Annotated in this window: 20 protein-coding genes and 1 tRNA gene; 11 read left to right on the top strand and 10 right to left on the bottom strand. The window is 27.7% G+C overall.

What is annotated here, in order from left to right:
* The 8 genes from N3D74_04240 to N3D74_04205 all read left to right on the top strand — a co-directional run bounded on the left by N3D74_04240 (position 1) and on the right by N3D74_04205 (position 8,574).
* Positions 1–1,614 (top strand): Na/Pi cotransporter family protein, encoded by a 1,614-nt coding sequence (locus N3D74_04240; GenBank protein ID MCX8095374.1) that lies wholly within the window; start codon positions 1–3, stop codon positions 1,612–1,614.
* Between the two features lie 73 nt (positions 1,615–1,687).
* Positions 1,688–3,046 (top strand): BMP family ABC transporter substrate-binding protein, encoded by a 1,359-nt coding sequence (locus N3D74_04235; GenBank protein MCX8095373.1) that lies wholly within the window; start codon positions 1,688–1,690, stop codon positions 3,044–3,046.
* Positions 3,047–3,121: 75 nt separating this feature from the next.
* Positions 3,122–4,654, top strand: coding sequence for an ABC transporter ATP-binding protein (locus tag N3D74_04230; GenBank protein MCX8095372.1), 1,533 nt, complete (start codon positions 3,122–3,124; stop codon positions 4,652–4,654).
* The gene (locus N3D74_04225) at positions 4,654–5,808 is read left to right on the top strand and encodes an ABC transporter permease (protein ID MCX8095371.1); all 1,155 of its coding nucleotides are present in this window, start codon (positions 4,654–4,656) and stop codon (positions 5,806–5,808) included. Before N3D74_04230 ends, N3D74_04225 begins: the two co-directional genes overlap by 1 nt.
* Positions 5,795–6,790 (top strand): ABC transporter permease, encoded by a 996-nt coding sequence (locus N3D74_04220; GenBank protein MCX8095370.1) that lies wholly within the window; start codon positions 5,795–5,797, stop codon positions 6,788–6,790. Before N3D74_04225 ends, N3D74_04220 begins: the two co-directional genes overlap by 14 nt.
* Complete coding sequence (locus tag N3D74_04215) at positions 6,768–7,685, top strand: pseudouridine-5'-phosphate glycosidase (GenBank protein MCX8095369.1); 918 nt, start codon at positions 6,768–6,770, stop codon at positions 7,683–7,685. Before N3D74_04220 ends, N3D74_04215 begins: the two co-directional genes overlap by 23 nt.
* The gene (locus N3D74_04210) at positions 7,675–8,169 is read left to right on the top strand and encodes a CinA family protein (GenBank protein MCX8095368.1); all 495 of its coding nucleotides are present in this window, start codon (positions 7,675–7,677) and stop codon (positions 8,167–8,169) included. Before N3D74_04215 ends, N3D74_04210 begins: the two co-directional genes overlap by 11 nt.
* Positions 8,170–8,574, top strand: coding sequence for a transcriptional repressor (locus N3D74_04205; GenBank protein ID MCX8095367.1), 405 nt, complete (start codon positions 8,170–8,172; stop codon positions 8,572–8,574).
* A 2-nt stretch (positions 8,575–8,576) separates the two neighbouring features.
* Here the strand turns inward: N3D74_04205 and ychF are convergent, their stop codons facing one another.
* From ychF to proB, 3 genes are read right to left on the bottom strand one after another with little or no spacing between them, the layout of a single operon-like run.
* Positions 8,577–9,668: a redox-regulated ATPase YchF gene (ychF, locus tag N3D74_04200; protein MCX8095366.1), complete on the bottom strand. Its 1,092-nt coding sequence runs from the start codon at positions 9,666–9,668 to the stop codon at positions 8,577–8,579.
* Complete coding sequence (locus N3D74_04195; protein MCX8095365.1) at positions 9,669–11,021, bottom strand: aminopeptidase; 1,353 nt, start codon at positions 11,019–11,021, stop codon at positions 9,669–9,671.
* A gap of 10 nt (positions 11,022–11,031) precedes the next feature.
* Entirely contained in the window at positions 11,032–12,120 is a 1,089-nt protein-coding gene (gene proB, locus N3D74_04190) for a glutamate 5-kinase (protein ID MCX8095364.1), read from the bottom strand.
* Between the two features lie 85 nt (positions 12,121–12,205).
* On the opposite strand from proB, the gene N3D74_04185 reads away from it, so the two are divergent.
* The 3 genes from N3D74_04185 to N3D74_04175 all read left to right on the top strand — a co-directional run bounded on the left by N3D74_04185 (position 12,206) and on the right by N3D74_04175 (position 17,882).
* Positions 12,206–13,774 (top strand): PQQ-binding-like beta-propeller repeat protein, encoded by a 1,569-nt coding sequence (locus tag N3D74_04185; protein ID MCX8095363.1) that lies wholly within the window; start codon positions 12,206–12,208, stop codon positions 13,772–13,774.
* A gap of 46 nt (positions 13,775–13,820) precedes the next feature.
* Positions 13,821–13,895 (top strand) — tRNA-Ala (locus N3D74_04180).
* A gap of 12 nt (positions 13,896–13,907) precedes the next feature.
* Positions 13,908–17,882, top strand: a complete 3,975-nt coding sequence (locus tag N3D74_04175; GenBank protein ID MCX8095362.1) for a stalk domain-containing protein — start codon at positions 13,908–13,910, stop codon at positions 17,880–17,882.
* Here the strand turns inward: N3D74_04175 and pepT are convergent.
* From pepT to N3D74_04140, 7 genes are all read right to left on the bottom strand, one after another.
* Positions 17,864–19,108 carry a peptidase T gene (pepT, locus tag N3D74_04170; GenBank protein ID MCX8095361.1) on the bottom strand — a complete coding sequence of 415 codons (1,245 nt, stop codon included), beginning with the start codon at positions 19,106–19,108 and terminating at the stop codon, positions 17,864–17,866. The genes N3D74_04175 and pepT overlap by 19 nt on opposite strands.
* 72 nt (positions 19,109–19,180) lie before the next feature.
* Positions 19,181–20,128 (bottom strand): hypothetical protein, encoded by a 948-nt coding sequence (locus N3D74_04165; GenBank protein ID MCX8095360.1) that lies wholly within the window; start codon positions 20,126–20,128, stop codon positions 19,181–19,183.
* Between the two features lie 52 nt (positions 20,129–20,180).
* On the bottom strand, positions 20,181–20,903 hold the full coding sequence (locus N3D74_04160) for a nucleoside phosphorylase (GenBank protein ID MCX8095359.1): 723 nt from the start codon (positions 20,901–20,903) through the stop codon (positions 20,181–20,183).
* A gap of 5 nt (positions 20,904–20,908) precedes the next feature.
* Positions 20,909–22,204, bottom strand: coding sequence for an amidohydrolase (locus N3D74_04155; GenBank protein ID MCX8095358.1), 1,296 nt, complete (start codon positions 22,202–22,204; stop codon positions 20,909–20,911).
* 17 nt (positions 22,205–22,221) lie between these two features.
* The gene (locus N3D74_04150) at positions 22,222–23,157 is read right to left on the bottom strand and encodes a nucleoside hydrolase (protein ID MCX8095357.1); all 936 of its coding nucleotides are present in this window, start codon (positions 23,155–23,157) and stop codon (positions 22,222–22,224) included.
* Between the two features lie 16 nt (positions 23,158–23,173).
* Entirely contained in the window at positions 23,174–24,091 is a 918-nt protein-coding gene (locus N3D74_04145; protein MCX8095356.1) for an ABC transporter permease, read from the bottom strand.
* The coding region (locus N3D74_04140; protein MCX8095355.1) for an ABC transporter permease at positions 24,075–24,962 on the bottom strand (888 nt) is incomplete at its 5' end. The genes N3D74_04145 and N3D74_04140, both read right to left, overlap by 17 nt.

Below are 24,962 nucleotides of genomic sequence, written 5' to 3'. Positions count from 1 at the left end.
GTGCTAACAAAAATTATTTTTCCTTTAATTGGAGGCATTGCTCTTTTTATTTATGGTATTCATATCACATCTAATGGTATTCAAAAAGCATTAGCACAAAATCTAAAAAAAATTTTAGAAAAAGCAACTTCAAATCCAGTTATGGGTGTCTTACTTGGTTTTATAGTTACTTCTATAATTCAATCAAGTTCTGCAACAACAGTAATTGTTGTTAGTTTGGTTAATAGTGGCATATTAACTCTTTATCAAGCAGTAGGTATTATTTTTGGTGCAAACATAGGTACAACAATAACAGCACAAATTATTGCTTTAAAAATAACTAAATATGGATTTTTGTTTTTCACAGTTGGATTTTTGTTATATTTCTTACCATTCAGAAAAAGAGTAAAGTATTTTGGTGAATTTATAATGGGTTTTGGTTTAATTTTTATCGCTATTGAAATTATGACTTCTTCAGTTAGTCCATTAAGAGCATCACAAAAAGTTGTTGATGTTTTTACTGAATTTGGAAAGGTTCCAATTTTAGGAGTACTTGCAGGAACAATTTTCACAGCAATTCAACAGAGTAGTAGTGTAACAGTTGGCATAATTGAAGCACTTGGTATGGAAGGATTAGTTGACATAAATTCTGCCTTTCCTTTAATATTAGGAGCAAATATTGGAACTTGTGTTACTGCACTAATAGCAAGTATTGGAACAAAATTATCAGCAAAAAGAACTGCTTTATCACATTTACTTTTCAATGTTATAGGTACATTAATATTTTTAATTATTTTAAAACCCTATATTTTGTTTATATCATCTCTTACTTCAGATACAGTTAAACAAATTGCTAATTCTCATACTCTATTTAATGTTATAAATACATTGATTTTTTTACCTTTTACATCAAAATATGTTGCTTTAATTACAAAATTATTGCCAGGTGAAGAAAAATTAATTGAAACCGGAGTTAAATATTTAAATCCTTCAATTTTAAAATCTCCTATTGTTGCTTATGATGCTTTGGTTAATGAAATAAAAAGATTAGGAGAAATTGTAAATAATAATTTTATATGTTTAAGAGAGCTCATTTTTAATAAAAATAAAAGTGCTGTTTTAGATATAACTTCAAGAGAGGAAACAATTAATTTTGTTAACAGAGAAATATCAAGATATGTTTCAAAAATTTCATCTCTTTCTCTTCCAGAAAAAGAAGCGAGAGAGATACCTCGATTACTTATTGTATCTTCTCAATTTGAAAGAATTGGAGATATCATAGATAATACTTCCCAAATTGAGTTAAATAGATTAGAAGAAAAAATTCCATATTCTCAATATGCTATGAAAGAATTAGAAGAAATGTTTGAATTAGTTTATAAAAATTTCTTATTAGTAAAAGAAAATTTATATAATAATGATTTTGATTTTTATGATGAAGTTAAGAAAAATGAAATAGAGATTGACAGATTAGAAGATTGTATGAGAGATAATCATATTGAAAGATTAAAACAAGGGATTTGTTTAAATGAAGCGGGTGTTATATATCTTGATACAATTTCAAATCTTGAAAGAATTGGTGATCATATAATAAAAATTGCAAATATTATTTGTCACTATGAAAGTGTGGTATAATTTTTAAAATGGAAAGGAGGTGATTGTTAATCATAAAAATTCTCAAAATTTTTCTTAAAGAAGGAGGGCATAAATGAAAAAAACTTTAACAATTTTTTTGGTATTACTTTTAGTTGGTGTAATTTTTGCTGGATGCGCAAAAACTACAGGTACAATTTCTGGTACAGTAAAAGATAAAGCAACTGGAAAAGCAGTTCCAGGTGCAACAGTAACAATTGGTGGAAAGACAGCCACCACTGGAAGCGATGGTAAATATGAAATTAAAGATGTCCCCAAGGGTGAACAAACTTTAAAAATTACACTCAAAGGTTATAAAGATTTTACTGAAAAAGTAACTATTGAAGCAGGAAAAACAATAACAAAAGACATATCTTTATCACCAGTTATTAAAGTTGGATTAGTTACAGACGTAGGTGGTAGAGGTGACAAATCATTTAACGATTCAGCATTAAGAGGTTTAGAAGCATGGGGTGCTGGACTTAAGATGGTTGCTGGTGTTGGTTATCAACCATTAACAGATGAAGAGTATAAAAAGAGTATTGAAGATGAAGCACCAGATCTTTTAGATAGAGGAATTAAAAAATTTGATATTGAACCACTTGTTCTTGAATCAAAAGCAAATGAAGATTATATTCCAAATTTAAAGAAGTTAGCAGATGAGGGTTGTAAACTTGTTATTGGTGTTGGATTTATGTTAACAGATGCTATAAAAGAAGTTGCACCACAATATCCAAATACATACTTTATGTTAATAGATGGTGTTATTGATCCTGCACCACCAAATGTAGTTTGCTATACATTTAAAGAGCATGAAGGTTCATTCCTTGTTGGTGCTCTTGTAGGACAGATGACAAAGAAAAATAAAGTAGGATTTGTTGGTGGAATGGACCTATTTATTATTCATAAATTTGAAGCAGGATATAGAGCAGGAGTAAAGACTGTTAATCCTAAATGTGAAGTTTTAATTGGATACACTGGAAACTTCACAAGTGCAGATGATGGACAAAAAATTGCAAAACAACAATTTGATGCTGGTGCTGATATTGTTTATCACGCATCAGGTGCATGCGGTATTGGTGTAATAAAAGAAGCACAAAAAAGAGGACAAGGATTCTTTGCAGTTGGAGTAGATTCAGATCAAGATTATATGGCACCAGGAAATGTATTAACATCTATGATTAAGCATGTTGACTATGCAGTTTGGCTTTCAATTAAATCAGTTGTTGAAAATACATTTAAATCAGGAATTGTTTCTCTTGGAGTAAAAGAGGGTGGAGTTGGTCTTTCACCTATGAAATATACAAAGAATATGATACCATCAGCAGTTTTAGAAAAAGTTGAAAAACTAAAGAAGATGATTGCAGATGGTACATTTACAGTTCCAGACTCAAGAGATGCATTTGCAAAATTTGTTCCTCCTCAAGTTCCATAATTAAGGTTATATGAATCTTTAGGGGTGAGGCAAGTTTAAGCCTCACCCCTTTTTTTAATATATTTGGAGGAGAGTTTGGAGTACGCAATTGAGTTAAAAAATATAACTAAAGTTTTTCCTGGTGTCATTGCAAATGATAATATCAATTTACAAATAAAAAAGGGGGAGATATTTGCAATAGTTGGAGAAAATGGTGCTGGAAAAACTACATTAATGAATATTATTTATGGTCTTTACACACCTGATAAAGGTGAAATATATATAAATGGAAAAAAAGTAATACATAATTCACCAAAAAGAGCTATAGAACTTGGTGTTGGTATGGTTCATCAACACTTTATGCTTGTTCCAGTTTTTACTGTTTATGAAAATATTGTACTTGGAAATGAGTTTATAAAAAATGGATTTGTTTTTGATAGAAAAAAAGCAATTGAAGAAGTAAAAAATTTATCTGAAAAGTATGGGCTTAAAGTTGATCCTCTTGAAAAAATTCAAAATCTTCCAGTTGGAATTCAACAAAGAGTTGAAATTTTAAAGGTTCTTTTTAGAGGAGCAGAGATATTAATTTTAGATGAGCCAACCGCAGTATTAACACCTCAAGAAACAAAAGAACTTTTTTTAACAATAAAAGAACTTAAAAAAGCAGGAAAGACAATTATATTTATTTCACATAAATTAAAAGAAGTTCTTGAAATTGCAGATAGAATTTGTGTTTTGAAAAATGGAAAAGTTATGGGGATTAAAAATAAAGAGGAGACTAATGAGAGAGAATTAGCACGTCTTATGGTAGGAAGAGATGTAGTGCTAGAAATTCCAAAAAAAGGAGTTGAACCAGGAGAAGTTGTTCTTGAAGTTAAAGACCTTGTAGTTTTAAGTGATAGAGGTATTCCAGCAGTTAAAGGAATATCTTTTAAATTAAGAAAATATGAAATTTTAGGAATCGCTGGAGTTGAAGGTAATGGACAAAAAGAACTTGTTGAAGCTCTTACTGGTTTGAGACCAATTGAAAGTGGAAAAATAATAGTTAAAGGTAAGGAGATACTCATAAGTGATGCAAAAATTTTAAGAAATTTAGGAATGGCTCATATACCTGAAGATAGAAGAGCGAGAGGGCTTGTTTTACCTTTTACTGTATCTTATAACCTATTTTTAGGAAGACAAAGAGAAAAACTTTTTTCAAAAGGAAGATTTTTAAATAGTGGTTATATAAAAGTTTTTGGAAATAGTAAAGTTGAAGAGTATGACATAAGACCAAGAAACCCATATCTTAAAGTAGATGCGCTCTCTGGTGGAAATCAACAAAAAGTTGTAGTTGCAAGAGAAGTTTCTTATGATCCAGACATTTTAATTGCATCACAACCAACAAGAGGTCTTGATGTTGGAGCAACAGAATTTGTTCATAAAAAGTTAGTTGAGCAGAGAGATTCAGGGAAAGCAATACTTCTTATTTCTCTTGAACTTGAAGAAATTATGAGTTTATCAGATAGAATTGCTGTTTTGTATAATGGTGAAATAGTTGGAGAGATGAATGCAAAGGATGCAACAGAAGAAGAATTAGGACTTCTTATGTTAGGACTAAAGAGATATGAGAAAAAAGAGGTGCAATAATGAATAATTTAAAATTATCAAGTATTGATAAATTTATTAACTGGTGGAATGCAAAAAAAGAAGATTTATCATCTTTTCTTGTTCCAATAATTTCAGTCATAATTTCATTTATAATTGCTGGAATTATGATTAAACTTACAGGAAAAAGTCCTATTCAAGCATATAGAGTTTTATTCCAAGGAGCAATTGGAAAAAGTTTTGCAGAATTTATATCATTAAGAGTTGCAGGTGAAGGAATTCTTAAAGGAGCAATACTCGCATTAACAGGTTTATCAATTACAGTTGCTTTTAAGGCAGGGCTTTTTAATATTGGAGCAGAAGGACAATTTATTATTGGTGCAATAACTGCTGCTTATTTTGGTTTTAAATTTAATTTGCCTCCTCTTATAGGAATACCTCTAATACTCTTGATTGTCGCAGTTGCTTCAGGACTTTATGGTGCATTTGCAGCATTTTTAAAAGTAAAAAGAGGTGTACATGAAGTTATTACAACCATAATGTTAAATTGGATTGCAATTCACCTTGTTGAGAACTGGATAGTCGTTGGACCATTTAATATATTAAGATATAATCCAAGAGCAGTTCTTGCTGGTACACCCTATATAACAGATAATTCAAGATTAAAACCACTTTTTGCTGGGACTCGATTAAATGCAACTATTTTTATTGCTATAATTGCAGTAATTTTAGTTTATATCTTAATAAATAAAACTATTCTTGGTTATGAAATTCAAGCAACAGGTTTAAACCTTGAAGCAGCACGCTATGCTGGAATAAATATAAGTAGAACTATGATAATTTCTATGTTTATTGCTGGTGCTTTATCTGGAATAAGTGGTGCATGTATGATTCTTGGAACTGAAGGAAGATATCCTGGTGTTTTTAGACCTGGTTATGGATTTGATGGTATAACAATGGCATTAGTTGGAAATACCACACCTGTGGGAACTTTTATAGCATCTCTTTTCTTTGGTCTTGTTAGAGGTGGAGCAACTGGAATGCAACTTATTGGAATTCACAAGAGTTTTGCAGATATAATTCAAGGTGTTGCAACTATCTTTGTTGCAGGTCAAGTTGGGATAAAGTATCTCCTCTTTAAGATTGGTGAAAAGAGAGTTTTTAAGGGCAAGGAGGTAATCAGTGGAGTTTCTTAAAACTATTATATCTTTTATATCTTCAATGTTAGTTTTTGGAACTCCAATTATTCTTGCAGGACTTGGTGGAGTTATGTGTGAAAATGCTGGTGTTGTTAATATTGCTCTTGAAGGAATAATGAGATTTGGAGGATTTTTTGCTGTTTTTGGTTCTTATATATCTTCAAAAGTAATAGATCCTATAACTGGTGGAAGAGATCCACTTGCTGGAAATCCATGGGTTGGTATTTTATTTGCAATTATAGTTGGAGTTTTAGCAGGACTTTTACATGGATATATTTCAATTTCTTTAAAAGGAAATCAAATTGTTTCAGCAGTTGCAATTAATGTTTTCTCTCTTGGTGGTATGACATTTTTCTTGGAAAGATATTTTAATACTACAGGGCACTCACCATCTGTTGCATCATTTATGGGGAAACCACTTTTTCCAGCACTTGCAAAAATTCCAATCTTGGGAGACCTGTTTAAAACGATGAATATCTTCGTATGGCTTGCTGTTATTCTTCCTTTTATTGTCCATTTTTATTTATATCATACTCATTGGGGATTAAGACATAGAGCAGTTGGAGAACACCCTAAAGCAGCAGATACTCTTGGAGTTAATGTTTATGGAATTAGGTACTTTGCAGTTATTATGTCTGGATTTTTTGCAGCCCTTGCAGGTGCATCAATGTCAATAGGACAATTAGATTTATTTGATAATCATATGCCAGCTGGTTTAGGATTTATTGCTCTTGCAGCAATGATTTTTGGAAAATGGAAACCACTTGGAACATTTTTAGCTGCTCTTTTCTTCACACTAGCAAATGTTATCCAAATTTATATTCAAACTCAAGCTCCACAAATTTTAAAAATAATTCCAAGAGGATTTTTCTTGGCACTTCCATATATTTTAACAATTCTTATTCTAGCTGGATTTGTTGGTAGAGCTACTCCACCTGCAGCAGATGGAGTTCCATATGAAAAAGGCGAAAAGTTGTAAAGATTCAATTATCTTTTCTGATGAATTTAAAGGTAGTTTTTATCCTCACACATGCCTTGAAACAACTTTAATCTCTTTTGGTTTTCCATATCCAGATAATCTAAAAATTGCAACCAAATTAGAAGAGATAATAAGAAAAGAAGAAGTCACTCCATTAACTATTGGAATAAGAGATGGAAAAATTCTTGTTGGTTTAAAAGAAGAAGATTTTGAATTTTTTGCAAAAAGTAAAGATGTAATAAAAGCTAATATGAGAGATGTGCCTTATCTTTTGTCAACAATGAAAAGTGGAGCACTTACAATTTCAGGAATGCTTTATGTTATGGATCATTTTAGTTTAAAATTTCTTGCATCAGGTGGCCTTGGGGGAGTACATATTGGTTTTGAAAAGTATTTTGATATTTCTACTGATCTTTTTGCTTTATCAAAATTTAAAGTAGTTTTAATAACTTCTGGATTCAAATCCATTCTTGATATTAAAAAGAGTTGGGAATTTCTTGAAACTCTTGGAGTTCCAGTTGTTGGATTTAAAACTGATAAACTACCTGGTTTTTATTACAGAGAAACTGACATTTATCTTGATAATTATTTTGATAATATTGAAGATTTAATTAACTACATTGATTTTTGGGATAGATTTTATACATCTTCCCTTTTAATAGTAAATCCTGTTCCTGAGGAAGATGAAATGGATAAAAAAGAGTTTGAAGATATACTTCAAAGTGTTTTGAAAAATTTAGAAAAGAAAAAAATTGAAGGTAAAAACATTACCCCCTTTATTCTTTCAGAATTACATAAAATCTCGAATGGAAAAACAATAAGAGCAAACAAAGCACTTCTTATAAATAATGCAAAACTCTGTGCAAAAGTTTCTAAACTTTACTTTGAAAAATAAATATCTATTGAATTATCTTATTGAAATAAGAAATAAATTAATAAAAGAAAAAAAGACACTGGGAATTTCTGAATCATGCACCGGTGGATATCTCTCATATCTTTTTAATTTTTTACCAAACTCATCAAAATTTTTTAAAGGTTCTATAGTTGTATATACAAATGAGATTAAAGAAAAAGTTTTAAAGGTCGATAGCGAAATTCTTAAAAATTTTGGTGCAGTAAGTATTGAAACATCTTTTGATATGGCAAAAAAAGCAAAGTATCTATTTGATGTTGATTACTCAATTGGAGTAACTGGAAATTTAGGTCCGATAACACAAGAAGGCAAAAATAAAGGTTTAATTTATGTATCAATTTTATTTTGTGATAAATTCATAAAAAAAAGTTTTATTTTATATGGTACAAGAGAAGAGATTAGACAAAAAATTGTTTATAATATAATATATCTTTTTTATATAAACTTAATTAGAGGAGCTAATTAATTGATAGATAAAGTATTTTCAAATTTTGGTTTTAGAACAACAAAAGAAAGAAAAGAGATTTTAAGATTTTTAATAAAGAATAAAGGGAAACACCTTTCTGCTATGGATATTTACGAATCTCTAAAAACAAAAGGAGTTAGTTTAACAAGTGTTTACAGAACTCTATCTATTCTTGAAAGTAAAGGTCTTGTTAGAAAAACATCATTTCATAAAAGACACATGAATTATGAAATATCAACAAAACCTCATATACATTTTATTTGTACAAATTGTGGGAAAATAATTGAATTTAATGCTCCTGAGGTTGATAAGATTTTTAATCTTCTTGGTATTAAAGAAACTGATTTTGAACCACTTCATTATATAATTGAAATTTATGGGGTATGTAAAAACTGTAAAAAATAAATTTAAATATTTATTTTAAAATAAATAACATCACCATCTTGAACAATATATTCTTTTCCCTCAATTTTTATTAACCCTTTTTCTCTTAATTCATGCAATGAATTTACTTTTTTTAAATCATTTATATTAAAAACCTCTGCTTTAACAAAACCTTTCTCAAAATCAGTATGAATTTTTCCTGCAGCTTCTTTTGCATTTGCTCCCCTTTTTATAGACCATGCTTGAATAATATTGTTAGCATATGTAAAAAAGGTTATTAAATTTAAAATTGTATATGATTCCTTTATAATTGTATTTAGAATTCTTTCTTTTAAATTTAATTCTTTTAGAAGAGCCTCTCTTTCGTTCTCTTCCATTTCTGAAAGTTCGAGTTCAATTTTCAGAGGAACCTTTAAAAGTTTATATTTTTTCTTTTCACAATAATCTTTTAATTTTTTAAAATTTTCACTTTCCCCATTAAAAATATCCTCATCACCAACATTTCCAATTATTATAAGAGGTTTTGTTGTCAAAAGATTATATTTTTTATAAATTTCATTAAATTCATTAGGATAATTTATTTCATTTAACCAAGCACCTTTTTTAAGAGTTTCTTTTGCAAAATTAAGTGCTTCAAATTCAAGTTTTAATTCTTGTTTTCCAGAGCGATATGCATGATCAACTTTCTCAAAATTTTTTTCAATAATTTCATAATCAGAAAGAGCAATTTCTATGTGAATTATTTCTATATCTCTTATTGGATCTATACTTCCTTCAACATGTGGCACATTTTTTTCTTCAAAACATCTAACAACTTCTAAAAGTCCATCTGCTCTCCTTGTTTCGGAGAGGAACTTGTTTCCAAGTCCCTCTCCTTTATGTGCATTTTTAACTAATCCCGCAAGATCAATAAATTTAATTGAAGTTGGAATAATTTTTTCTGGTTTTATATATTTTGAAAGAATCTCTAATCTTTCATCTGGAACTGAGACAACCCCAATATTTGGATTAACTGTTGAAAATGGAAAAAGGTTTATCACTATGTCATTGCCAGTAAGTGCTTTAAAAAGAGTTGATTTTCCTGAATTTGGTAAACCAATTATTCCTATTTCCATTTATTCAAATTTTTCAATAAAAACTTTATAAGAATGATATGTTGCAAATAGATCACCTTTTGAAATAATTTCAAATGGAGCATGCATAGATAAAACTCCTGGTCCCATATCAATTACATCCATGCCTTTTCTTGCGAAAAACATTGCAACTGTTCCTCCACCACCTTCATCAACTCTTCCTAATTCAGCAGTTTGCCAAACTACTCCATTTTCATTTAATAAATTTCTAATTTTTCCAACATATTCTGCACTCGCATCATTAGATTCATATTTTCCGCCTCTTCCTGTAAATTTAGTCATTACAACACCATTATTTAAATATGCTGTATTTTTTGGTTCAAAAACTTCTTTAAAGTTAGGATCAAAAGCAGCATTAACATCACCTGATAAAACACATGATTTTGAATATATATTTATTAATTCTTTATAATCATTTACAAAATTCAAAAGTATTTCATCAAAAACAAAGGATTGTGCTGATGTGTTTCCCTCTGAGCCAATTTCTTCTTTATCCATCAAGTAAACTATAGACCATCTTTTTGGCTTTTCTGAATTTAAAATTGCATGAAAACCAGAAAAAGCACAAGATCTATCATCATGACCATAGCCTAAAATCATGCTTTTATCAAAACCAATTTCTTTTGCTTCACCATATGGAACTAATGTAAGTTCACTTGATATAAAATCTTCTTCACATATACCATATTTTTCGTTTAAAAATTTTAATATATTTGCTTTTACCTTTTCTTCTTTTTCATCTTTCAGTGGCTTTGAGCCAATTAATACATTTAAATTTTCACCTTCAATTGCTTCACCAATTTTCTTCTCATATTGTTTTCTCGCAAGATGTGGAAGTAAATCGGTTATTGAAAAAATTATACCTTCTTTTTCACTATCTATTTTTAAAACTTCTCCATTCTTTTTAATAATTACTCCTTTTAATGCAAGGGGAATTGATACCCATTGATATTTTTTAATTCCACCATAGTAATGTGTCTCAAAAAAAGCAAGGGAAGTGTCTTCATAAAGAGGATTTTGTTTTAAATCTATTCTTGGAGAATCAATATGAGCTGTTACAAGATTAAAACCTTCTCTAAGATCTTTTTCACCCTTTCTTAAAATAAAAATTGATTTATTTTTTATTTTTTTATAAAGTTTATCATCACTCTTATTTTCATCTAAATTTTTAAATCCGCTTTCTATTAAAATCTTTTCAATATAATCAACTGATTCTCTTTCTGTTTTTGCGTAAGAAATAAATCTAATATAATCTTTCGAAACTTTTTCAATTTCTTCTTCTTTGTACTCCTCCCAAACATTTTTCTTTTTAAGTTTTAATTCATTTAATTCCATAAAAACCTCCTTATTCTTTTATTATTGCTAAATTATCTCTATGAATAATTTCTTTAATTGATTTTAATTCATTTTTATGTAAAATCATACTTTTTATAGTTAATGAAGAAAAGTTTGTTAGTCCTTGACCTATTTTTTTATTTTCTATATTTAATATTGAAACAGCTTCTTTTTCAAAAAATTCTCCTTTAACTTCTACTATTCCAGGCAAAAGTAAACTTTTCCCTAAATTTTTAATAGCATCTTCAGCACCTCTATCAATTATAATTTCCCCTTTAGAAGTTAAAGCATATAAAATCCACCTTTTTCTTGAATCAAGATGTTTTTCCTTTGGAATAAAAATAGTTCCTATATCTTCTCCTTCTATTGTGCCTTTAATTGTTCTAAATGGATTTAATCCACTACCAATCACAGTTTTTATTCCAACGCTTGTTGCAATTTTTGCTGCATTAATTTTTGTTTCCATGCCACCAGTTCCAAGAGAAGTTTTTGTTTTTTCAATAGATGAATAAATTTTATCATCAAAAGATTCAACTATCTTTATTCTTTTTGCATCCTTATGAATCAGCGGATCTTTATCATATACACCATCTGTTGTTGTAAGTATTATCAAAATATCAGCATCTATTATAGTTGAAACAATTGCTGATAATGTATCATTATCTCCAAATTTAATCTCATCAACTGCAACAACATCATTCTCATTTACAATCGGTACAACTCCTCTATCAAGTAAAACATCAAAAGTGTTTCTTGTGTTAATATATCTTGTTCTATCAATAATATCTTCTCTTGTTAAAAGAATTTGAGCGATTTTTATTCCAAAAAGTGAAAAAAATTCAGAATATATATTCATTAATATGCTTTGCCCTATTGCTGCAGATGCTTGTTTTAGAGAGATTGATTTTGGTTTTTGATTTAAACCAAGAGTTTTTAAACCAAGGCCAATTGCACCAGAAGTTACAATAACTGGTTTATATCCTTTGTTTATTAAATAATAAACCCCTTTTGCTAAACTTCCAAGAACTTCTGGTTCTGGAACTTTTGTTTCAGAATGTGTAAGACAATTTGTCCCAATTTTTATCACAACTTTATTCATATTTTAAATTTTATCACAATAAAACAACTTGTTTATTTTTATTTGTTTATTATAATTAAAAAAATAATTTAAAGGAGGAGATAAAATGAGAAGATTAATAATTTTCTCATTGATTTTAACTTTTTTATTTTTAGGTCAAATTGGATTTATAAATTCAAAAACAAATCAAATTTCACCTTGGCCTATGTTTATGCATGATATTTATCACACAGGAAGAACTAATCTTCTTGGCCCAGAGACACCAAAAGAAAAATTTAGATTTTCTACAGGTGATGCAATTGATACATCACCAGTTATTGGAAGTGATGGAACAATTTATGTTGCATCAAGTGATGGAAAACTCTATGCAATTAATTCAAATGGCACAGAAAAATGGTATTATAAAGGTCCAGGAGATGTTAGCACAGTTTCGTCACCAGCAATTGATTCAAATGGTGTAATATATTTTGGAAGAGGTTCAACAATTTATGCAATAAAACCTGATGGTACATTAAAATGGTCTTATAAAACAGGAGGTCTCACGGAATCAGCACCAACAATTTCTTTTGATGGAACCATATATGTTGGAGGAGGTAAATATTTATATGCACTTGATAAAAATGGAAACAAAAAATGGGAATATGAAACAGGATATTCTATTTCAAAATCTTCTCCTGCAGTATCACCTGATGGAACTATATATGTTTGTTCAAAAGATAGAAAAATTTATGCAATCAATCCAAATGGTACTAAAAAATGGATCTTTCCAACTGGAAATTTAATAAATTCTTCACCAACTATAGGAGATGATGGAACAATTTATTTTGGATCAACAGATCAAAAGTTTTATGCTTTAAATCCAGATGGAACTAAAAAATGGGAATTTGATTTTGGAAATAATTGTCCAATAAATTCAACAGCAGCAATTGGATTTGATGGAACAATTTATGTTGGAGTTATAAATAGAGGGCTGGTTGCATTTAATCCAAATGGAACTATTAAATGGACTTTTAAAAGTAGATATTGGCTAAACTCTTCACCATCAATTGATGGTAATGGAGTTATATATATTGGAGATGAAAGTGGTTATCTTTATGCTATTAAACCAGATGGAACTCTTAAATGGGAACTTGATCTTAAGAAGAAAATATACTACTCATCAGTTGCAATTGGAAATAATAGAACTATTTTTATAGGTTCAGGAAATAACCTTTGGGCATTTGAAGATAGTGAATCACCACCGCCACCCCCACCATTAGAAAAAATAACAATTCTTCTTTGGATAGGAAATCCTATGATGAGTGTTAATGGAATTTATAAAGAGATTGATCCAGGAAGAGGAACTGTTCCAGTAATAGTAAGTGATTGGGGAAGAACTCTTCTTCCAATTAGAGCAATAGTAGAGGAATTAGGTGGAGAAATCATGTGGGATGGAGTTTCTCGAAAAGTTACTATTTCTTTTAAAGGAGACATAATTGAATTGTGGATAGATAATCCTCAAGCAAAAGTTAATGGAATCATAAAATGGATTGATGAAAATAACCATAATGTAAAACCAATCATTATAAATGGAAGAACAATGCTTCCAATTAGATTTGTTGCAGAAAATCTTGGTTGTGAAGTTCAATGGGATGGAAATACAAGAAAAGTAACAATTGTATATCCAAAGAGTTAATTTACATTAAAATATTTTATGATATAATATTTTAAGATTTTTAGGTGGGGCAGTAGTTCAGCGGGAGAACGCCTGATTTGCACTCAGGAGGTCACGGGTTCAAATCCCGTCTGCTCCACCAAAGGGATTGTAAATGTCATACAAAATTAAAATAATTTTATTTATCAGTTTACTGATAATTTATTTTCTTAATCTCGATTTTTTATTATCAAATTCAAAAATTCTTAGAAATTCTGAATTTGATAATAAAATTATGTTTCCACTTAATAAAAATTATATGTTTTCATCAATTAAAGATATAAAATTTAAAAATGATGAAATATATTTTGCTACCTGGGGAGAAGGTGTATATAAATCTATATTAAATGAGGAAGATCTTGTACCTATTAATAATGGTTTATTTACTCATTTTATTAATAAGATTATATTTGATCAAGAAGATCCAAATAAAATATTTTTAGCTACTGATATTGGTATTTATAAATCAATTAATAATGGTAAAAATTGGTTTTTTCTTTCAGAGTTGCCTGATGTTGTAAATACATTTATTTTTGATTTAAAAAATAAAGATAAAATATTTGCTGGATGTAATAAATATGGATTATACTTATCTACAAATGAAGGAAAAGATTGGATTTATATTGATATTGATAAAAATTTATCAAAAGATAATGAAAATATTTATTTTATAGAACAAGATTCTAAAAATGAAAATAACCTCTACATAGCTACAAGTAATGGAATATATAAATCAGAGGATGGAGGTTTAACTTGGAAAATATTTGGATTTAATAATGAATGCTCAACAGTTATTAAAATTATATATGATGATAGCATTAGAAAATTATATGTTGGAACAGTTCATGGTTTATTTGTATCTTATGATGATGGTAAAAATTGGAGTCCTATATTCAGAAGTCTAAAATCTGGCGTGTCATGTCTAAATATACTTAATAAAAAAAATATATTTTTTGGAACAAATATTGGTGAAATTTACAAATATGACGAAGAAGCTAAACTTTTAGAAAAGTTAAATTTAGATAGTGAATATATTAATTGTATTGAATTTAATAATAATATTATGTACATAGGGCTTAATGAAAATTATGCAATAAGTAAAAATTTTGGAAAAACATTTTTAAAATTTGAAGAGCCAAAACAAATTTTATATACAAAAAAAATTAATAATACAGAATTTTCATGCACTTCTTTTGGATTATACAAAAAAATAAATAATAAAGTATGGGTTAAAATAGGATTTGATAACTTCATTGTAAATTATATAAAAGAAGATCCTAACAATTATAATATTTTCTATGTTGCAACAAACAATGGATTATATAAAACTGACGATTTTGGAGAAAGTTTTCATGAGGTTAATATTGATATAAACACAAAATTAGATATTGAAAAAATTGAGATAGCTAAATTAAAAGATCAAGATTTAACATATATTTTTTTATCTTCATTTTCAGGTTTTTATAAATCAATATATTCAGAAAATTTAAATTTTAAAAAAACATTTAATGGAATTGTTATATGTTTTGAAATAAATCTTAAAAACCCATCAATTATATATCTTGGAGGAAGAGGTTTATTTAAATCAACAGATGCTGGTGATACATGGGAAAATATTGGTTTAACTTATTATTATATTTATTCGATAGGCATTGATCCAAACAATAATAAAAAATTATTTGTTGGAACATCAAATTATGGTTTATTTAAAACTGATAACGATGGAATAACTTGGGAAAGAGCATTTATTTTTGATTCTGAATACTATACGTTTAAAAATATATTTATTCATCCAAATAATAACAATATAATTTATACATTTGGAATTTTAAATATACCTCTTGTAAACAAACAGAGAGGTTTTTGCTTCTATACAAATGATTGTTTTATTAATTGGTATGAACTTGAATTACCTTTAACAATAGAGAATATAAACTCATATTTTTTTGAGTCACCTGATGTTTTGATTTTATCAACTGAAATTGGCAATTTTTATTTAAATATTTCTAATAATTCTGGATATTTTAATAGTGTAAATACTTCTTTATACATTTCAAATACTTTAGAGTTTGACAATAAATTATATTATATCGGTAGAGATGGGAAAATAGGATATTTTGATAATATAAGAAGATCATTTTTGTATAATTATCCTTTAGATTTAGAAATATATTGTATTCATTTAAACCCATTAAATGAAAATACTATTTATTTAGGAACTAATTTTGGATTATTTAATTTTGATTTAAAGAATTTGAAATATATAGAAACAAATGAAACAACAAATTTTAGATCAAGTATTAATTCTATTTTTATAGACAAAAATGATTCTTTTAGAATTTTTTTATCAACTAATGAAGGGATTTTTATGTCAGATATTAACAAATATAAATGGATAAATATTGGCTTAAATGAATTAAAAATTAATTCTTTTAGTTGTATTAATTTTGAAGATAAAAAGTTATATTTTGCTGCTACTAATAACGGATTATATATAACTAAAGATCTTAAAGTATGGGAAAAATTATTTGATATTCATAATTATGTAGATACAAAAGCAATAGGTTCTAATATATATATTCTAAATTTTATAAATAATAAAATTTATATTGGAACAGACAATGGTGTATATGAATCTGAAGATATTGGTAAAAATTGGAGATTTTTAGGATTAGAGAATAGTAAAGTTTTTAAAATTTATCAATATAATAATGGAATTTTAACATCTGGTGATTCTGGAATTAATTATTATGATTTTATTAATAAAATATGGATTCCTCTATCAAATGGATTAACAAATTATTTTTTGAATGATTTATATATTGATAATAAAAATAATGTGTATGTAGGAACTGATGGAAATGGAATATTTAAATTAATTAAAATTTACACTGAAAAACCTAGTATCATATTTAATTATGAATTTATGGAAAAATTTGTAAAAATTAAATGGAATATTTTAGATTTTGAAATTTCTTATATAAGAAAATATGAGCTTTATAGAGGTAACACATTAGAAGAAATGAAATTAATTAAAGTATTTAATAATAACTCTTTTGAATATTTAGATAATGAAATTTCATCTAATAATGTTTATTACTATCAATTAAAAATTGTAGGATTTTATTTTACTGAAATATCTGAAATTTTAATAATTCAAATTCCTATTCAGGATTCAAATCCTCCTTATATTGAAATTATTTTTCCAAATGATAACTATTACACAAATAATTATCAAATTAATATTATTGGTAAGGTATATGATCATGAGACAAATGTTAAGGATATTTATATTAATGATAATAAAATAAATTTTAATATAACCGGACTTTTCAATTTTAATTTAAATTTAAATGAAGGCATAAATAAAATATTTATAAAAGCATATGATACTTTTAATAATTTTGCAATAAAAGAAATTAATGTGATTCTTGATTTAGAAAAACCTGAACTAATTTTGAATATACCTGATAGGGTTTATAATGATACACTTATTATAAATGGTAAAATAAAAGATAATTATAAATTTATTAAATATCTTAAATTAAATGATAATATTTTAAATTTGACAGAAAATTTTGAATTTTATCAAATTATTTATTTAAAGGAAGGCATAAATTATCTAAATTTTAAATATGAAGATATTGCAGGAAATTTAGGTGAAAAGTCTTTTAAAGTACTTTATTTAAAAATTATTAAATTTGAACTTACTATAAATAGCGATATTATGTATGTTAATGATACACCTAAAAAAATTGATACTCCTCCTAGAATAATAGAAGGCAGAACTTATCTACCTATAAGATATATCTTAGAACCTCTTGGTGCAAAATTGATATGGGAACAGAATGAAAGAAAAGTCAAAATATTATTCAATGATATAATTATAGAATTGTGGATAGATAAAAATTTAGCAAAAGTAAACAATAACATTAAATTAATAGATCCAGAAAATCCCAAAGTTACACCCCTTATAATAAATGGCAGGACTATGCTACCAATTAGATTTGTTGCGGAAAATTTAGGATGCAAGGTAAACTGGGATTCAATTAATAAAAAAATATCGATAATTTACCCAGGTGACTTATAATAAAATTCAGTGTAATTTTTTACAATATTTATTATAATTTGAGTTACTTTTTCAAGAGATGATACAGGTATATATTCATATCTTCCATGATAATTAAAACCACCTACTCCAATGTTTGGAGTTGGTATTCCTTTATAAGATAATCTAGCACCATCTGTACCACCTCTTATTGGAATTATTTTTGGATTTATACCAATTTCTTCCATAGATTTTTTTGCAATTTCAATTAATTCCATATGTGGTTCAACAATTTCTTTCATATTATAATATGTATCTTCTAATATTAAATTTACTGTTCCACTCCCATATTTAAAATTTAAAATTTCTGAAATTTTTTTCATTAATTCTTTTCTTTTTTGAAAACTATCTTTAAAAAAATCTCTAATAATAAAATAAAGATTTGTTTTTTCAACTTTTCCTTCAAATGAAATAAGATGGAAGAAACCCTCATATCCTTCTGTGTGTTCTGGTCTTTCTTGTGGAGGCAACATATTTATAAGTTCATTTGCAATTAGCATTGAATTTTTCATTTTGCCTTTAGCTTCTTTAGGGTGTATATCAACTCCATTAATTTCAACAAGCGCCTTTGCAGCATTAAAATTTTCAAATTGAAGTTCACCAACTTCTCCACCATCAACTGTATAAGCAAATTTAACCCCAAATTTTTCTGGTTCAAGAAATTCAACTCCTTTTCCAATCTCTTCATCTGGAGTAAAACAAACTCTAATTTTTCCATGTTTTATTTCAGGATGATTTAAAAGATATTCCATTGCAGTTATTATCTCTGCAATTCCTCCTTTATCATCTGCTCCAAGAAGAGTTGTTCCATCAGTAACAACGAGATCATCTCCAACATATTTCAATATTTCAGGATAATAAGAAGGTGAAAGAATAATATTTTCTTTTTCATTTAAAACAATTTCTTTACCATCATAATTTTCAATTACCTTTGGATTAACATTTTTTCCACTCATATTTGGTGCTGTATCCATATGTGCCATAAAACCAAGAGGTGGAATATCTTTTTCTATGTTAGAGGGAAGTGTTGCGAAAACATAGGAATATTTATCAACCTCAACATCTTCCATTCCTATCGAAATCAGTTCATTTTTAAGATATTCAGCAAAAATTTTTTGAGTTTGAGTTGAGGGATAAGTTTCACTTCCTTCTTTTGATTGAGTATCAAACTTAACATAATTTAAAAACCTCTCCAAAACTTTTTTCATTTATTCCTCCTTTCCTTTTTAATCATTATTAACAATATTTTAAATGGTTTTAAAGAAAAGATATAGTGGTTACTATTTACTTTCTTCAAATGATTTATTAGTTCTTACAGCTCTGAAACCAAGAGAACCAATAACAAAACTTTTATCTCTTTTAATGACACAACCATTATAAGATATTGTATATATCTCTTTATCGTTTGCTTCAGTTGAAGACAAATAATAAATTACTGGTTCATTTGTAAGCCACAAGGGTGTTTCTTTATCAGGTGTTATTTCATAATTTTGCTTTCCTTCTTTTCCATTCCATGGAACTCCAACGCATTTTCCTTTTCTATACATACTCCTTGTTAATTCATCAATAGTAGGCAATCTCCAAAAATCATATATCTTGTCAGTTAATTCTGTTCCTTCATAATTTATATATCTAAACATGTTATATTTTTCAAAATCTTTTTTTGTCGCATAAATAAATTTTTTTCCTTCAAAACCAATCTCACCTTTTCCATAAAGTGCGATTTCATTCCATGACAAATTTCCTTTTGATTTAAAATGAAATGCAACACCTTCACCTGACCATATTAATTCAATTTCAAAACCTTTAATTTTTCTTTCTCCTCTATAACCATCATTAAATCTATTTATATTTCTTATAAAAAGAGGAACACCAAATAAAAATATTATTATGAGGTTTATTAATATTAAATAGAGCACTCTTTTTAATTTAATTTTTTTGCTAATTTGTTTTTTCTTAGATTCATATATAAATAAAAATCCCATTAAAATAAAAAGAAAAGTCACTGGAATCCAAGAAATAATAATTTTCAAACTTAAAGTGTTTATTGATATTATTCTTGATAAGACAGTAATAGAAAAAATTCCACCAAAAATTATAATTAAGACACCTCCAATTTTTGGATATAAAATTGAGATAATAGATAACAATATTGTTATAATAGATGGTAATAAAAAATATATCCATTCAAATGGTTTATACCACCCCTCATGAAACATTTCATTCACCCCCCAAAAACTCCATAATGAAGTAATAAAAATAAGTAAAATATAAGAAAAGTTATATTTTATATTCTGAAATAGTTTCAAGTGCGATTTTTGAAGCAAAATATTCACCTTGCATAAATTCTTTATCTTTCCCCTTTTCTTTCATTTTTCCTAATGTTATATTTCCATCAATAACAAAAATCGCACCTGCTTTAACTTTTCTTCTTTGTGAAACAATAAAAACAATTCCACTTTCCATTTCTACTGCTTGAACTTGAGATTCAACAAATTTTTTCATTGTATATTCATCATAATTTTCATAAAACCCATCAGAAGATAAAATTATACCATAAAAGGTTCTTTCAAAATTTTCTTTAGCCTTTTTAATTAAAAGTTTTGTTAAATCAAAATCAGGAACTGCTGGAAATTCCAATGGCAAATATTTTAAGGATGTTCCATCATCTCTTATAGAAGCAGTTGCAACAACAATATCACCAGTTTTAATTTCAGGATTTAACCCACCTGCACTACCAACTCTTATAAAAATTTTTCCACCCAATTTTATTAATTCTTCAAGAACAATTGCAGCAGAGGGTGAGCCCATTCCTGTTGTTGCAACAGTAATTCTTACATCTTTATAAAATCCAGTATACACATATAGAGCTCTATAATCATTTACAAGTTTACTATTTTTTAAAAATTCGTTATTAATTCTTTTCGCTCTATCTGGATTTCCAACTAATATTATTTTTTCTGAAATATCCTCTTTTTCGCATTTGATATGGGCTTCACTCATAAAATTTATACTCCAAATTTTTGCATTGGTATTTCACTTCTTATAAGCATAACATCTTTAATTTTATTTATTTCTTTCATAATATAAGGAATATCAATTGTAAGAATTTTTCCATTTTTTACAACAACTTTTCCATTAACAATTACAGTATCTATATCTCTTTCAGAGATTGAATAGAGTAAATTTGCGAAAATATTTATAAACGGATTTAATGATGGAGAATTTTTATTTACAAGAATTAAATCAGCAACATATCCCTCTTTTATTTCACCTAAATTTATATGTGATAGAAGTGATCCACCTGAAGAAAATAGTGGAATAAGTTCTTCAATTTTTGCTATTTCAGCATTATTCTTTGAAATTTTTGCATTAAGTGCTGCAAATCTTCCTGATTCAAAAATTGATAGTGTATTATTAGAAACAACTCCATCTGTTGCAAAACCACATCTTACTCCTTCTTTTAAAATTCTTACCAAAATATCTGAAAGATCTCCAAATTTCATAAATGTTTTTGCTGCATGAGCAATAAAAGCACCTTCATTTTTTATTATTTTTAAATCCTCATCTTTTGCTCTATATGCATGTGCAATTAGAGTGTTTTCTTTTATTAAATCAAGATTATATAGATATTCGATTGGAGTTCTGCCTTTCTCTTTTAAACTTTTTTCTACCTGCCACTCCATTTCTGATGCATGAATATGAATTTTTAATTTATAAGTTTGTGATAAAATAGAAAATTTTTTCAAAAAATCTTCTGGACAAACATATGGAGAATGTGGACCTAAAGAGAGTGTTAATCTATCAGAAAGACCATTATATTTTTCTATAAAATCCATTGCTTTTTTAAAATTTTCTTCTTCACCTTCTCCTATCCCAAAAAGAGCCCAAGCAAGATCTGCTCTCATGCCTGATTCATCGTAAGCTTTATATGCCTCATCCATATAAAAATAGTGATCAAAAACAGTTGTTACACCGGAAAGGAGCATCTCAGCTGCTCCAAGTAGAGTTCCAAAATAAACAAAATGGGGTTTCAAATTTTTTTCATAAATCCAAATATACTTATTAAACCAATCAGTTGAATTAACATCTTCTGCTGAACCTCTTATTAATGTCATCGCAACATGGGAGTGGCAATTTATTAACCCTGGCATTGTATAAAAATTTTCTCCATTAATAACTTCTTGACCCCCTTCTAAATTTTCTCCAATTTTTTTAATTATATTCCCTTCTATCAAAATATCCTTATTTTTTTCAATTTTAAGATCTGAAAAATTTATAATTGTTGTATTTTTTATTAGCACAAATACCTCCTTTTGATTTAACTTATATCTAACTTTTCAATCATTTCAAAAATCATTTTTTTAAATTTATTTATGTCTAAATTAACCGCAACTGAAACATTTGGTTTTTTCTTCAAAACACCATAAGTATCAACAACCGTTCTTCCCCTTGTTAATTCTCCTTGTGTTTCTATATCTACATAATAATCTTTTAAGGTTAATACAGATTCATCAACAAGATATGCTACTGTTAAAGCATCATGAATTGGTGCTCCATTAAATCCGAAAAATTCCTTATTTGCGTTAGCAAAAAATTTTAAAAGTGGACCAACAACCCTTGAAACTTTTCCATTCATTTTTTCAATTTTATCAATATCTTCAAAAGTTAAAAGAGCTTTATTTGTAACATCAAGACCAACCATTACTAGTGGAATACCTGAATTAAAAACAATTTTTGCTGCTTCAGGGTCAACATAAATATTAAATTCCGCAGAAGGAGTAATATTTGAATCAAAAATTGCTCCACCCATTAGAACAATTTTTTCTATTTTTTCTTTTATTTTTGGTTCTTTTATAAGAGAAATTGCTATATTTGTGAGTGGCCCTGTTGGAACAAGATAAATTTTTTCATTTGAGTTTAAAATTGTGTTAATTATAAAATCGACTGCATGAATTTTAAGTGGTTCAACCTGAGGTATAGGAAGATTGGCTCCATCCAAACCTGATATTCCATGAATTTTTGGAGCAGTTACTAAATCTCTTAATATTGGTTTATCAAAACCTCTTGCAACTTTTATATCTTTTCTATTTATTAATGTCAATGTTTTTAATGCATTCTCAAATGTTTTATCTCCAGTTTGATTTCCTGCAACTGTTGTAATACCAAGAAGTTCTATTTCATTTCTTGTTGAAGCAAGCATAATAGCAATCATATCATCATGTCCAGGATCACAATCAAGAATTATTTTTTTCATTTTTTCTCCTTTCTTTTTATAATTTTCTTCTTTTTCTTGATGCTTGAATTGAATATATTGTTAGAGTAATAACTGTTGCAATATAAGGTATCATTTGAATAAATTCTGAAGGAATTTGAAGCGATGCAAGATAAATAGCAATGGTATTTAAAATACCAAAAAGAAGAGAAGCAAGAAAAACACCAACAGGCATATGAGTTCCTAAATTAGAAGCAGCAATAGCAATAAATCCTCTTCCTGCTGTCATATCTCTTGCAAACCAACTAACATAACCCATCGCTAAATATAGACCACCAAGAGCACCAAAAATCCCTGAAAGAACTAATGCATAAAATCTAATTTTATTAACATTAACACCAACAGAACTTGCTGCGTCTGGATTTTGACCTACTGCTCTAATTCTTAATCCTAGTGGAGTTTTAAAGATTATTATATAAAAAATAATTACAGATATTAATGCTAAATAAGTAAGAATATTATGGCCACTAAAAATCTCACCTAATATTGGTATATCTTTAAGAATTGGAATATGAAGTGATGGAAAAACTAAACTTTTTAGAGAACTTGATGTTCCTTTATCTTTTGCAAAAACATAAAGAAGAAAGATTGAAAATCCTGATGAAAACATATTTAAAGCAATTGCTGCTAGAATTATATCTGCTTTGAGTTTAAGATGAAAATATGCAAGAATACAAGCAAGTCCTATTCCTGCTGCTACTCCTGCAATCAAAGCAAAAAGTAGATTTTGTGTAAAAGCACTAACTATAACACCAAAGAAAGCTGCTAAAAGCATTGTTCCTTCCATAGAGATATTTATTGCACCTGATAGGGCTGTTATAGCGACTCCAATTGCAGCATATAAAATTGGAGTCATGACCCTTAAGATTGCAAAACCAAAAGATGTGCTTAAAATACTTTTAAGAAGCGGATTCAATTTTAACCTCCCTTTTTTCTGCTTCTCTCACTGTAATTCTATATTTCCATTGTGTAAGAAATGCTTCAGCAGTAATTAAAAGAATTATTATGGATTCAAGAACTGTTACAATTTCTGCTGGAATATCAGTAAGTAAATTTAAAACCTGACCACTTACTCTTAAATATGCTATAAAAATTGATGCAAATGCTATTAAAATTGGATGATTTCTACCAATTATTGCAACAACAACTCCATCCCACCCATAACCTGGTGTTGCTTGCCAATTAAATCTTCTATGAATTCCCATAACCTCACTTATCCCTGCAATTCCTGCAATTAAGCCACCTATTACTTGAGTTAATAAAATAATTTTAAAAGTATTAATTCCTCCATATTTTGCAAAGTTTATATTAAAACCTGTCATTCTTATTTCATAACCAAGTTTTGTTTTGTAAAGTAAAATGTAAACTAAAATTATAAAAACAATTGTTAACAAAACTCCATAATGTATTCTTGTATTTTTTACAAATTGATCAAACCAAGCAGTTTTTGGAAGTTGATATGATACAAGATACCCCGCTTTTTTATCTCTAAAATGAAAATTTATAATATATAAACTAAGATAAAGTGCTACATAATTCATCATCAGAGTTATAACAAGTTCACTTGCTTTCCATTTTGCCTTTAAAATTCCTGGAATAAATCCCCAAAATGCTCCTACTCCACCTGCGACAAGAAGCATTAAAGGAATATGTATTAATTTAGGAAAATTTGTTGAAACTCCAAAACCAGTAGCAACAGCTGCTGATATAAAAAGAGCTCCTTCTGCTCCAATATTAAATTGTTGTGCTTGAAATGGAATTGCAATTGCAAGTCCACATAAAATAAT

The sequence above is a fragment of the Caldisericia bacterium genome (genome assembly GCA_026414995.1).
Lineage (GTDB): Bacteria > Caldisericota > Caldisericia > B22-G15 > B22-G15 > JAAYUH01.
Note: the sequence above shows the minus strand (reverse complement) of the source record. Positions and strands in the feature narration are given on the sequence as shown.